The sequence below is a fragment of the Duganella sp. Leaf61 genome (assembly GCF_001421905.1).
Taxonomy (GTDB): domain Bacteria; phylum Pseudomonadota; class Gammaproteobacteria; order Burkholderiales; family Burkholderiaceae_D; genus Rugamonas; species Rugamonas zoogloeoides.
Window position 1 is genome coordinate 917,876 of sequence record NZ_LMLM01000001.1, and the last position, 11,622, is coordinate 929,497.

Here is an 11,622-nt window from a genome sequence, read left to right on the forward strand (position 1 = left end):
CGGCGCGCCAGTTTCTGTCAGGAGTCGGGCCGGATATTGTGTTCGCGGCGCCAGGTGGCCAGCAGTTCGTGGCGGCGGGTGGGGTAGCGCTCGCGCGTGGTCTCGACGGTAGCGATGCGGTCGATACGGAAATGGCGGAAACCGGCGCGCAGCTCGCACCACGCGGCCAGCAGGCGCTTGCCCTCGAAAAACGCCAGTGCGAACGGCCACACCATGCGCTCGGACGGCTGGCCGTGCTCGTCGCAGTAGCCGATGCGCAGCCGGTGCTGGTAGCGGATGGCCTCGCGCACCGGGCCCACGTGCTGCTCGTTCACCGGCTGCCGTTCCATGCCGAGCGGCACCCATAAACTGGTTTCGGCCATGTCGTCACGCAGGTCTTTTGGCGTGGCGGCGGCGATGCGGGCCAGGGCGGTCTGGGCGGCAGCGGCGAGCGCGGCGTCGCCCTGGCCGCGCACCCAGCGCGCACCGAGCACCAGCGCTTCGAGCTCGTCCATGTTGAACATCAGCGGCGGCAGAAAGAAGCCGGTCTTCAGGCGGTAACCGACGCCGGCCGCGCCTTCGAGCGGCGCGCCGAGGCTGCACAGGGTCTGGATGTCGCGGTAAATGGTGCGCTCGGAGACGCCCAGTTGTTCGGCCAGGCGGGCGGCGGTGACGGGACGGCGATAGCCGCGCAAGGCATCCATCAGCTGGAAAAGTCGGGTGGTGCGGCTCATGTTGTAGGTGTTAGTCGAGCAGGAAATTACGCCGGGAAGATGCCAGCGCCGGATCGTCGTCCGAGGTTTCATCCTTGAGCGCCACACCCGATAACTGGCGGCGGCGCGCTTCGGACAGCAAGTAGTGCAGCTTGAACGCTGCCGCCTCCCAGGTCAACCCCGCCGGCCGCACATTCGAGATGCAGTTGCGGCTGGCGTCGGTGAGGCCCACGCGCGGCGCCCAGGTCAGGTACAAGCCCATGCTGTCCGGCGAGCTCAGGCCCGGACGTTCGCCCACCAGCACCAGCACCGCGCGCGCACCGAGCAATTCTCCCACCTCGTCACCCACGGCGACGCGGCCCTGCAGCACGACGGCCGGCGGTGCAATCGTCCATTCCTCGAGGGCGAGGCGCGCCGTCAGGCAGCGCAGGAATGGCAGCACGTTTTGCTCGATGGCCAGCGCTGACAGGCCGTCGGCGATAACGAACGCCAGGTCGTAGCTGCCGGCTGCGGGTAGCGGTGGCGACTGTGCCGCTGACGGCTGCGGCTGCAACTGCCCGTATTGTTGCAACAACTGGCGCGAGGCAGCGTCCAGTCGTCGCCCCAGGTCGGGCCGTTGCAGGTAGATGTCGCGGCTGGCGGCGGCGCTGTGCAGCGCCAGCGCGGGTTGACCGCTCAGTTCCTGCAAACCTTCGAGCAGCGGCGCCACGTCGAGCGCCTGGTGCACGGCGTCACGCGCGCGCGCATGGGCCAGCTGGAACGCCAGTTGCGGCGCGGTCGGCTGGCTCACGCCGACACGTCCAAGCGCGATGCGCGCGGCGGTGAAACGGCGCAGCGCGGCCCAGGGGTTGACCACTACCAGCGCGTCTTCAACGTTGGCATTGGCATTGGCGTCACGCTGCCGAAATTCGAGCTCGTTCATGGCGCCCTCACGTCAGTTGCGCCAGCGCGCGTTGGAACGATGGCGGCATCGCCCGGCCCAGCGTGGCGCGCTCGTCGCCCGTGAAGATTTCCATCTGCTTGAGCCATATTTCGAACTCCGGTGCGGGTTTGAGGCCCAGCGCGCGGCGCGCGTACAGCGCGTCGTGGAACGACGTGGTCTGGTAGTTGAGCATGATGTCGTCCGAACCCGGAATGCCCATCACGAAGGTGCAGCCAGCCGCGCCCAGCATGGTGAGCAGGATGTCCATATCGTCCTGGTCGGCCTCGGCATGGTTGGTGTAGCAGACGTCGCAGCCCATCGGCAGGCCCAGCAACTTGGCACAAAAATGGTCTTCCAGCCCGGCGCGCACGATCTGCTTGCCGTCGTACAGGTACTCGGGGCCGATGAAGCCGACCACCGAGTTGACCAGCAGCGGCTTGAACTTGCGCGCCACCGCGTAAGCGCGCGCTTCGCACGTTTGCTGATCGACGCCGTGGTGGGCATTGGCCGACAGCGCACTGCCCTGCCCCGTTTCGAAATACATGACGTTGTCGCCCACGGTGCCGCGTCCCAGCGACAGCGCGGCGTCGCGCGCCTCGCCCAGCAGCGCCAGGTTGAGGCCGAAGCTGGTGTTGGCCGCCTCGGTGCCGGCAATCGACTGGAACACCAGGTCCACCGGCGCGCCGCGCTCGATCGCGGCAATGGTGTTGGTGACGTGGGTCAGTACGCATGACTGGGTGGGAATGCCGTAGCGGTCGATGATTTCGTCGAGCATGCTGACGATCTTGATCACCTGCGGGACGTTGTCGGTGGCCGGGTTGATGCCAATGACGGCGTCGCCGCTGCCGTACAGCAGGCCGTCGAGCAGGCTGGCTGCAATGCCGGTGGCGTCATCGGTCGGGTGGTTCGGTTGCAGCCGGGTGGCCATGCGGCCTTCGAGCCCGATGGTGTTGCGAAAGCGCGTGACCACGCGGCACTTGCGGGCCACCAGCACCAGGTCCTGGATGCGCATGATTTTCGATACCGCTGCTGCCATCTCGGGCGTGATGCCGGGGGCGACGGCCGCCAGCGCGGCACTGTCGGCAGCGTCGCCGAGCAGCCAGTTGCGCAGGTCGCCCACAGTGAGATGGGCGATGGGCGCGAACGCGGCGGCATCGTGGTCGTCGATGATCAGCCGCGTGACTTCGTCGTCCTCATACGGCACCACCAGCTCGTTCAGGAACAGCCGCAGCGGCAGGTCGGCCAGCGCCATTTGCGCCGCCACGCGTTCTTCCGCGCTGGCGGCAGCCAGCCCCGCCAGCGCATCGCCAGAGCGGGCCGGCGTGGCCTTGGCCATCAAGTCCTTCAGGTCGCGGAACTGGTAGGTCCTGCTGCCTGCCGTGTGCGAAAAGCTGCCCATTGCCCCTCCGGGTTTAAAAATTGCGCGTGGCCGTCACCAGCAAGCGCTTTTGCACCACGTTCTTGCTGCTGCCGTCGGCGTTGAAAAAGGTCCATAACGGCGTGCCGTTCTTGCTGGCGTCGCCACTGTTGTACACCCCTGCCGCCGCGAACGCCCAGTTGCCGACGGTCTTGGTCACACCGACCTTGGCGTCGTAGAAATTGAAGTCGTCCATGTGGCGCACTTGCTGGCGGCCCGCGTGCAAATTCAATACCAGGCCCGGGGCAAGTTCCGGATTCCAGTTCAGTTCGCCGTACACGGTGCCACGCGTATCGACCAGCTCACCGCTACCCGGTTGCACCGTGAAGCCGAACCAGTAACGGCTCAGCGACACCCGGCCGGTAGCATTGAAACTGCCGATATTCACGCCGAGCTTGGCCTCCTGCGTATGGTACTTGATGTCCTTGCCGCCTGTCGCATAGTGCGCGCCGGGGAACCAGTACGTGACCAGGCCGGCGTCGATGGTGGTGTCCGCATTGACGCTGTGGCGGTAGCCGCCGTACACGTCGAGCTCGGAACCGGCGCCATTGTTATAGGCCGCGTGCGACACGCCCGAGCCGAACAGCCCCAGGTACACGCCGCTGCTGTGGGTGAAGTCGAGCGTGGCCTGGGCGGTGGGCTTGGCCTGGGTTTGCGAAATGCCGCGAAACAGGTAGTCGGAGACGGCCGTGATGTTGCCGGTTTCGGTCCAGGCCGACGGTACCGGCTCGGCGGCGCAAGCCGTGGTGGCCAAGGTGGCCAGGCAACTGGCGGCGGCCAGGCGGTGCAGTGTGCGGGACGGGGAAAACATTCAGACTCCTTTGATGGGGGTGGCGGCGTGCAGTGCGCGGCTGCCCTTGGTGGCGCGGAAGTACCCATAACCGGCAGCAAGGAAAGCAGCGAACAGGCAGAACACCAGCGGGTTGTAGTAAATCATCGTGACCAGGCAGACCACGGCGCCAGCCAGGGCAATCGCCGGGAACACCGGGTAGAACGGCGCGCGGAACGGCCGCACCATGGCCGGCTCGTCGCGGCGCAGCTTGAACAGGCTCAGCATGCTGAGGATGTACATGGTGATGGCGCCGAACACCGACATGGTGACGATGTTGGCGGTCAGGGTCTGGCCGCCGATCTTGATCAGCTCGTCGCTGAAGATGGCCGCGATACCCACCGCGCCGCCGGCCAGGATGGCGCGGTGCGGCGTCTTGAAGCGCGGGTGGATCTTGGCCAGCGCTGGCGGCAGATAAGCTTCGCGGGCCAGCGCATAGATCTGGCGCGAGTAGCCGAGGATGATGCCGTGGAACGAAGCGATCAGTCCGAACAAACCGAGCCACACCAACATGTGCAGCCAGCCGCTGTTCTCGCCGACGATCATTTTCATGGCCTGTGGCAGCGGGTCGTTGATGTTGGCGAGCTTGGTCCAGTCGCCGGCGCCGCCGGCAAACGCCATCACGCCGATGGCCAGCAGCACCAGGGTGATGATGCCGGTGATGTAGGCGATCGGGATCGAGCGCTTGGGGTCCTTGGCTTCTTCGGCTGCCATGGCCACACCTTCGATCGCCAGGAAGAACCAGATGGCAAACGGGATCGCGGCAAACATGCCCGGAATCGCGGCAGCGCTGAACACGTCCTGTCCCGACCAGCCGCCCTTGGTGAAGTTGGCGACCGAGAAGCCCGGCGCCACCACGCCCATGAAGACCAGCAGCTCGAAAATCGCCAGCAAGGCCATCAGCAGCTCGAAGGTGGCCGCCACCTGCACGCCGACGATGTTGAGCGTCATGAACACCACGTAGGCGCCCACGGCCGCCAGCTTGGGATTGATCTCGGGGAACTGCACGTTCAGGTAGGCGCCGATGGCCAGCGCGATGGCGGGCGGTGCGAACACGAATTCGATCAGGGTGGCGGCGCCGGCCAGGTAGCCGCCGGTGGGGCCGAACGCGCGCTTGCTGTAGGCAAACGGACCGCCCGCGTGCGGGATCGACGTGGTCAGCTCGGTAAAGCTGAAAATGAAGGTGGTGTACATGGCCGCGATGAACAATGCGGTAATGGTGAAGCCCAGGGTGCCTGCCGAGGCCCAGCCGTAACTCCAGCCGAAATACTCCCCGGAGATCACCAGGCCGACGGCGATGCCCCAGAGCTGGAACGTGCTCAGCGTCTGTTGCAGAGCCGGCTGACCGGCCGGCGGTTTTGCGTTCATGTGGTTCCCCTTAAAGATAAGCCGTCACCGGCGCCCCTGCCCGTGCAGGGGGCGGGTATGAAAGTTGCTCAATGTGTTGAGTCGGATTTCAGTATAGGAGCGCGCTTGGCAAGGGCGTTATCGCAAATCGGCAAACCTGCAGCGGGCCTGCCGCGCGACTGCAACACCACCACTGTGGAGCAAATATGCACCAGACTGCGACACCACCATCGCACCACGCACCGTCATTACGCACGGTGCTGGCGCACGATGCCGACGAACTGGCCAGCAAGCTGACCAACTGGCAGCAACGCTATGACCAGGTCAGCGCCGGCCGCTTTTCGGGCGCGCTGACCGAGCGGCAATTGCCGCAGCTGCAAGTATTCAGGGAAAGCCTGAGCCAGGCGGTACGGCAGTCATGCCGGGTGTGGCCCGACGCCATCTGGTTCGGCCTTCCCGACCACGACACTGCCACCCGTATCAACGGTCGCCAGGCGGCAGACAACACCTTGATGGTGCGCCCGGGCGACGTCGAGTTCGAACTGGTCACGCCCAGCGCCTACAGCATTTACGGTATCGTTGCGAGCCGGCAATTGCTGGAAGATGCCGCGCAGCGGCATGGTTGCCGGATCGACTGGCAGCAGGTGCAGGCGGCCGAGGTGTTGCAGGTGGATGCAAGCGCACGCGCGGCTTGCTTGCGGACCCTGTCGGCGGCGCTGCCGCCTGGCGCGGCGTACGCAGTCGATGGTGCAGCGGCAGCCGACGCCAGGGTAGTTGCGCCGGGTGCGGGCAGGCTGCCAGCTGGCGCAGGGGCGTCCGGGGACGCTGGCTATGCCTGGCAGGATGGCGTGCTGTCGTCACTGCTGGACCTGCTCGATCGCAGTTGCGGCGAGCCGGTCGCCAGCCCCAGCCTGCAACGCCGGCGCCGCGTCGTCGAGCACGTGCGCGCCTATATCGATGCGCACATGGCCGACCATGCGGCGCTGACGGTGCCGCTGCTGTGCCAGCAGGTACACGTCAGCCGCCGCACCTTGCAGTATTGTTTCGAGGATGTGTTGGGGATGAGTCCGCTGCTCTATATGCGCATGATGCGCCTGAACGGCGCCCGCCGCGAGCTGCTCGACCAGGGCGCGGGGCGCGCCGCCATCGGCGACGTCGCCGACGCCTGGGGCATGAGCAATTTCAGCCAGTTCTCCAGCGATTACCGCAAGCTGTTCGGCGAGTGTCCGTCGGCCGCGATGCGGGCGCGACGGACACAGTAGGGAACCGCGAAAAACCTGCTGCGCCGCTCGTGACAGTTTTCCGAAGTTCCTGCTTGGTCGTTACTTGTTGTCGAGCTTATCGACACTGCTCGGCCGCGATACCGGCTGCGGCACCGTGCCCTCGCGTCCCGCCGCAAACGCCGCTGCCGTCAACGGCTTGACGGGAATGGCGATCTTGCGCACCTTGGCCACGTCCTTGGCCACCACCGTACCGCCCTGGTTGCCCCAGCTGGTCTGGATGAAGTTGACCACGTCGGCCACCTGCTGGTCGTTGAGCTCTTTCGCATACGGCGCCATGGTCAGCGCCGACGGCGCCGTGTGGGTTGATGGCACCGCGCCGCCCGACAGGATGATGTTGATCGCCGAGGTCGCATCCTTGCCCTGCAATACCGCGTTGCCCGCGAGTGCCGGGAACGCCGTGCCATAACCCTTGCCGTCCGAACGGTGGCAGCCCGCGCACTTGTTCAGGTAGAGCAGCGCGCCTGCCGTGGCGGGCTGGCCGTTGAACAGCTGCGTGGCCACCTTGGCGTCGGCCACGAACGGCTTGGCCTGGTTATTGGCCGGCAGCGATTTCAGATACACGGCCATGCTGGTCAGGTCCTCGTTGCTCAGGTACTGGGTCGAGTGCGCGACCACGTCGTTCATGGCGCCGAACGATGCCGTGTGACCGTTGCGTCCGGTCTTGAGGAAATCGACAATGTCAGCCGTGCTCCAGCGCGCCAGGCCACCGCCGTGCTCGTTGCGCAGCGATGGCACGTTCCAGCCATCGATCACCTGGCCGCCGGCCAGGAAGTCGGTATTGCCGTTGCTGGTATAGGCTTTTTCCTGCATGGTCACCGCGCGCGCCGTGTGGCAGGCGCCGCAGTGGCCCAGGCCTTCGACCAGGTAGGCGCCGCGCAGGATCTGGGCGTTGGCCGTGTTGGTGGCGGGCGGCTGGTACGGCTCGGGCTTGGGCGCGAACGCCCAGCGCCAGATCGCCAGCGGAAAGCGCATCGACAGCGGCCAGACGATGTCGGAATCGCGGCTCGGCGTGGGGTCGGGCTTGACGCCGTGCATGAAGTACGCGTACAGCGCCTGCATGTCGGCCTGGCTCAGGCGCGAGTACGACGGGTATGGCATGGCCGGATAGACGGTGTAGCCGGCCTTGGTCACGCCAGTGCGCATCAGCTTGTCGAAGTCTTCGAAACTCCAGGTGCCGATGCCGGCCTTCTTGTCAGGCGTGATGTTGGACGAATAGATCTTGCCGATCGGCGTCTCTATGCCGAGGCCGCCAGCGAACGGCTTGCCGCCGGTCACGCTGTGGCAGGCGAAGCAGTCGCCGGCGCGGGCCAGGTATTCGCCCTGCTTGATCAGTTTGGCATCGGGCGCAGCCCAGGCCGAGGTCGCCAGCGCCAGGCCCAGCAGGGCCAGTGATTTGGTGAGGTAATGGGTCATGGACGGTCTCATACGGCAACAAGGGGACGGGGATCTTTGAGGTACTGCTCGCGGATCGCCTTGGCCGACCAGTACGTCAGGGCGGCAGCGAGGCCGGTCGGGTTGTAGCCGATCCCGATCGGGAACACGCTCGATCCGACCGCGAACACGTTGTAGACGTCCCAGCTTTGCAGGTAGCGATTCAGTACGCTGATCTTGGGATCGGTGCCCATCGCGGTGCCGCCGGCCCAGTGCGTGGTCTGGTAGTTGCGCAGGTCCAGGTGGTCGCCGAAGTTTTTCACCGACACGTGGATCGATTTCGGATTCATGGCCTTGGCGACCGCGAGCATCTTGTCGGTGACATAGCGGCTCATCTTGATGTCGTTGTCGTGCCAGTCGAACGTGAAGCGCAACAACTTCTGGCCGAACTGGTCGGTGTAAGTCGGGTCGAGATCGACATAGCAGTCGCGGTACACCATGTTGGCGCCGTGCACGTCGAACGATACCGTGTTGGTGTAGTTGTCCTTGACCGCGCGCTTCCAGCCCGCGCCCCACGACGGCGTGCCGTCCGGTACCGGGATGCCGGCAATCGGTTTGACGCCGGCCGGGTTACACCACGCGGGCGAGCCGCCGACAAAGCCGAGCGGCCCGTGGTCGAAATGGTCGCCGTTGTAATCATCGACCGCCACGCCGTTGCCGCCGGAGCCGATAAAGGGATTGGTGTTCTTGTTCGGATCGAAAAACATCTGCACGGTGGACATGGTTTGATAGGCGATATTGCGCCCCACCACGCCCTCGTTTTTCACCGGGTCGTACGGTTTGCCGACGCCCGACACCAGGAACAGGTGGGCATTGTTGTAGGCAAAGGTGCTGGCGATCACCAGGTCGGCCGGCTGCTCGACAGTCTTGCCGTCCTTGTTCACGTACGTGACGCCGGTGGCCTTTTTCTTGCTGCTGTCGAGATTGATGCGCAGCACATTGCAGTGCGGGCGCAGCTCGAAGTTCGCGGCCTTGCGCAGCGCCGGCATGATGTTTACCTGCGGCGACGCCTTGGAATAGTTGTAGCAGGCAAAACCGGAGCAGAAGCCGCAGAAGTTACACGGCCCCATCTGGCAGCCATACGGATTCACGTACGGTTGCGACGCATTCGACGACGGCGCCACGAATGGGTGCAGGCCCACTTCGGCAGCGGCCTTGTGGAACAGGTGCGCCGTGTACGGCACTTTTTGCGGCGGCAGCGCGTAGTGGTCAGAACGGCTTGGTTCGAAGAAGTTTCCTTCTCCCACCACCTTGCCATCGACACGGTAGGCCACGCCCGACGTGCCAAAGACTTTTTCGACGAAGTCGAAGTGCGGCTCCAGCTCCTCGAAAGACACGCCGAAGTCCTGGGTGGTCATACCTTCGGGGATGAATTTTTTGCCGTAGCGCTCGTTGTAATGCGTGCGCAGTTTCAGTTCTTCCGGCAGCACGCGCCAGTGCTGGCCCGACCAGTGCAGGCCGGCGCCACCGACGCCGGTGCCCGGCTTGAACGCGCCGATCTGGCGGTACGGGACCGCCACGCCACCGACGTCGTGGCGGAACGTGAACGAGCCTTTCGACAAATCCTGGAACAGCTTGGAGCGCTGGATATAGGTCAGTTCGTCCAGCGTCTTCGGGTAGGCGCCGTCCGGGTACGTGTCCTGGAACGCGCCGCGCTCGAGCGCCAGCACTTCCATGCCCGCTTCCGTCAATTCCTTGGCCATGATGGCGCCGGTCCAGCCGAAGCCGACAATGACGACCTCGACTTTTTTGAGTGTGATATCTGCCATGCTGTTTCCTTACGCGATCGAGGCGGGTGGCAGCGGATAGTGCTTGCCGTATTGCTCGACCCAGTCCATGTAGTCGGCGCGGGCGCCGGGGAAGTTGATCATTTTCCAGGCCGCCATGTCCTTGTTGCCACCGTGGACGGGGTCGCTGAAATACCCCTCGCGCGTGTTTTGCAGCAACTGGCCGAAGAAGGTCTTCGGCGGCACGGCGCCGATGGCCAGCGTGCCCTGTTCCAGTTCGCCGATCACGGCATCTTTCTGCGCTGCATCGAGCGTAGTAAAAGCCTTGCCCAGCTTGGCCTGGACCGCGTGCTCGAGGCCTGCGAGGGCGCTGCGGTACAGGTCACGCGGCGCCATGTGGAACTGGTAGCCGAACTCGGGCGGGGACTCGGGCACGAACGGCGCCTGCATGAACCACAGCTTGCCGTATGCATACGGCGTGTTCATCTGCAGGTCGATGAATTCGTGCACGCCCGCTTCAAGCGCGCCGGGGCCGTCGCTGTTGGCCGGGATCAGGCGATCGACCAGCGCTTGCAGCGTGGCCCACTCGGCTGCGGTGAAGTAGGCAGGGCGATAGGCGGGCTGGGTGTTGCTGCTGGCCGCCACGCCAACGCCGGCGGCAGCGACCAGGGCGACGGCTGGCCCGGCGGTGACCGCCTTGCGCAGGAAGCTGCGGCGGTGCGGAGAGATACCAATGGTTTTCATGAGAACCCTTTTATTCGACTTGCAGTACCAAAAGTACATAAATAAAGTAAGTGACGAATTGACATCCTACGCCTACATCCATCGGCCTCGCGCACGATACGGATTTGACTACGCGTTGTTACTGACCACAGGTACAGGCGAAAAAAAGCCGCCTCCCGAGGGAAGCGGCTTTGTGCCGGGAACAGGCGGGGGGCTTACACCACTGCGCCGTCGGTCTCGTCTTTTTCCTTGACCGGCTTGATCAGGTCTTCACGCTTGACGCCGAGCCACATGGCAATCGCTGCCGCCACGAACACCGACGAATAAATACCGAAGCAGATGCCGATGGTCAGCGCCATGGCAAAGTAGTGCAGCGTCGGGCCGCCGAAGAACAGCATCGCCAGGACCATCATCTGGGTGCTGCCGTGGGTGATGATGGTACGCGAGATGGTGGACGTGATCGCGTTGTCGATCACTTCATGCACGCTGGCCTTGCGGGACTTGCGGAAGTTTTCACGGATCCGGTCGAAAATCACGACCGATTCGTTGACCGAGTAACCGAGCACGGCCAGGATACCGGCCAGCACCGTCAGCGAGAATTCCCACTGGAAGAACGCGAAGAAGCCGAGAATGATGACCACGTCGTGCAGGTTGGCGATGATGGCCGAGACGGCGTATTTCCACTCGAAGCGGATGGCCAGGTAAATCATCACGCCCACCACCACCATCACCAGCGCGTTCAGGCCGTTCTGGGTCAGTTCTTCACCGACCTGCGGGCCGACGAACTCCACCTTGCGCAGCTCGACCGCTTCGGCGCCGGAGGCGCTCATGCAGGCCTGCTTGACCACGTGTTCGCCCTTGGCGTTGACGTTGTCGATCTGGGTCAGCGCGCCTTTTTCAGCCTTGCACAGGGTCTCGTAGACCAGTTGCGAAGCATCCTTGGCGCTGATGTTCTTCACCACCGGCAGGCGCAGCAGCACGTCGTGCGCAGTGCCGAAGCCGGCCGCTTCCGGGTGCTCGTAGCCGATGCCGCGCAGCGAGTCGCGTATCCCTTCGAGGTTGGCCGGTTGCTGGTACTTCAGCTCCATCACGGTGCCGCCGGTGAATTCCACCGACAGGTGCAAGCCGCGGTGGAACAGGAAGAACACGGCCGCCACGAAGGTCAACGCCGAAATGACGTTGAACACCAGGGCATGCCGCATGAACGGTATGTCTTTCTTGATGCGGAAAAATTCCATTTGCTATGCCTCG

At 64.6% G+C, this 11,622-nt stretch carries 10 protein-coding genes; 1 reads left to right on the forward strand and 9 read right to left on the reverse strand.

Translation table 11 applies throughout. The features are described 5' to 3' along the window. Nucleotides 1-17 precede the first annotated feature (17 nt). From ASF04_RS04020 to eat, 5 genes are read right to left on the reverse strand one after another with little or no spacing between them, the layout of a single operon-like run. Nucleotides 18-713 carry a YafY family protein gene (locus ASF04_RS04020; protein ID WP_056138287.1) on the reverse strand — a complete coding sequence of 232 codons (696 nt, stop codon included), beginning with the start codon at nucleotides 711-713 and terminating at the stop codon, nucleotides 18-20. Between the two features lie 10 nt (nucleotides 714-723). Beyond that, nucleotides 724-1,614, reverse strand: a complete 891-nt coding sequence (gene eutC, locus ASF04_RS04025) for an ethanolamine ammonia-lyase subunit EutC (protein ID WP_056138289.1) — start codon at nucleotides 1,612-1,614, stop codon at nucleotides 724-726. Between the two features lie 7 nt (nucleotides 1,615-1,621). After that, nucleotides 1,622-3,013, reverse strand: a complete 1,392-nt coding sequence (locus tag ASF04_RS04030) for an ethanolamine ammonia-lyase subunit EutB (protein ID WP_056138291.1) — start codon at nucleotides 3,011-3,013, stop codon at nucleotides 1,622-1,624. 13 nt (nucleotides 3,014-3,026) lie between these two features. Then, nucleotides 3,027-3,842 carry a TorF family putative porin gene (locus ASF04_RS04035; RefSeq protein ID WP_056138293.1) on the reverse strand — a complete coding sequence of 272 codons (816 nt, stop codon included), beginning with the start codon at nucleotides 3,840-3,842 and terminating at the stop codon, nucleotides 3,027-3,029. Beyond that, nucleotides 3,843-5,228, reverse strand: coding sequence for an ethanolamine permease (gene eat, locus ASF04_RS04040; protein ID WP_056138295.1), 1,386 nt, complete (start codon nucleotides 5,226-5,228; stop codon nucleotides 3,843-3,845). Nucleotides 5,229-5,413: 185 nt separating this feature from the next. Here eat and ASF04_RS04045 point away from each other — a divergent pair, with 185 nt between their 5' ends. Further along, on the forward strand, nucleotides 5,414-6,469 hold the full coding sequence (locus ASF04_RS04045) for a helix-turn-helix domain-containing protein (protein ID WP_056138296.1): 1,056 nt from the start codon (nucleotides 5,414-5,416) through the stop codon (nucleotides 6,467-6,469). Between the two features lie 60 nt (nucleotides 6,470-6,529). Here the strand turns inward: ASF04_RS04045 and ASF04_RS04050 are convergent, their stop codons facing one another. From ASF04_RS04050 to secF, 4 genes are all read right to left on the reverse strand, one after another. After that, nucleotides 6,530-7,903 (reverse strand): cytochrome c, encoded by a 1,374-nt coding sequence (locus ASF04_RS04050; protein WP_056138298.1) that lies wholly within the window; start codon nucleotides 7,901-7,903, stop codon nucleotides 6,530-6,532. Nucleotides 7,904-7,911: 8 nt separating this feature from the next. After that, nucleotides 7,912-9,690, reverse strand: coding sequence for a GMC family oxidoreductase (locus tag ASF04_RS04055; protein ID WP_056138300.1), 1,779 nt, complete (start codon nucleotides 9,688-9,690; stop codon nucleotides 7,912-7,914). A 9-nt stretch (nucleotides 9,691-9,699) separates the two neighbouring features. Next, nucleotides 9,700-10,392 carry a gluconate 2-dehydrogenase subunit 3 family protein gene (locus ASF04_RS04060; protein WP_056138302.1) on the reverse strand — a complete coding sequence of 231 codons (693 nt, stop codon included), beginning with the start codon at nucleotides 10,390-10,392 and terminating at the stop codon, nucleotides 9,700-9,702. Nucleotides 10,393-10,586: 194 nt separating this feature from the next. Further along, on the reverse strand, nucleotides 10,587-11,609 hold the full coding sequence (gene secF / locus ASF04_RS04065) for a protein translocase subunit SecF (protein ID WP_056138304.1): 1,023 nt from the start codon (nucleotides 11,607-11,609) through the stop codon (nucleotides 10,587-10,589). Nucleotides 11,610-11,622 lie beyond the last annotated feature (13 nt).

Excerpts from the sequence above, each read along its gene's own strand:
- secF (WP_056138304.1), bottom strand. The coding sequence starts at position 11,609 with ATGGAATTTTTCCGCATCAAGAAAGACATACCGTTCATGCGGCATGCC.
- ASF04_RS04020 (WP_056138287.1), bottom strand. The coding sequence starts at position 713 with ATGAGCCGCACCACCCGACTTTTCCAGCTGATGGATGCCTTGCGCGGC.
- ASF04_RS04055 (WP_056138300.1), bottom strand. The coding sequence starts at position 9,690 with ATGGCAGATATCACACTCAAAAAAGTCGAGGTCGTCATTGTCGGCTTC.
- ASF04_RS04060 (WP_056138302.1), bottom strand. The coding sequence starts at position 10,392 with ATGAAAACCATTGGTATCTCTCCGCACCGCCGCAGCTTCCTGCGCAAG.
- ASF04_RS04030 (WP_056138291.1), bottom strand. The coding sequence starts at position 3,013 with ATGGGCAGCTTTTCGCACACGGCAGGCAGCAGGACCTACCAGTTCCGC.
- eat (WP_056138295.1), bottom strand. The coding sequence starts at position 5,228 with ATGAACGCAAAACCGCCGGCCGGTCAGCCGGCTCTGCAACAGACGCTG.
- ASF04_RS04050 (WP_056138298.1), bottom strand. The coding sequence starts at position 7,903 with ATGACCCATTACCTCACCAAATCACTGGCCCTGCTGGGCCTGGCGCTG.
- ASF04_RS04045 (WP_056138296.1), top strand. The coding sequence starts at position 5,414 with ATGCACCAGACTGCGACACCACCATCGCACCACGCACCGTCATTACGC.
- ASF04_RS04035 (WP_056138293.1), bottom strand. The coding sequence starts at position 3,842 with ATGTTTTCCCCGTCCCGCACACTGCACCGCCTGGCCGCCGCCAGTTGC.
- eutC (WP_056138289.1), bottom strand. The coding sequence starts at position 1,614 with ATGAACGAGCTCGAATTTCGGCAGCGTGACGCCAATGCCAATGCCAAC.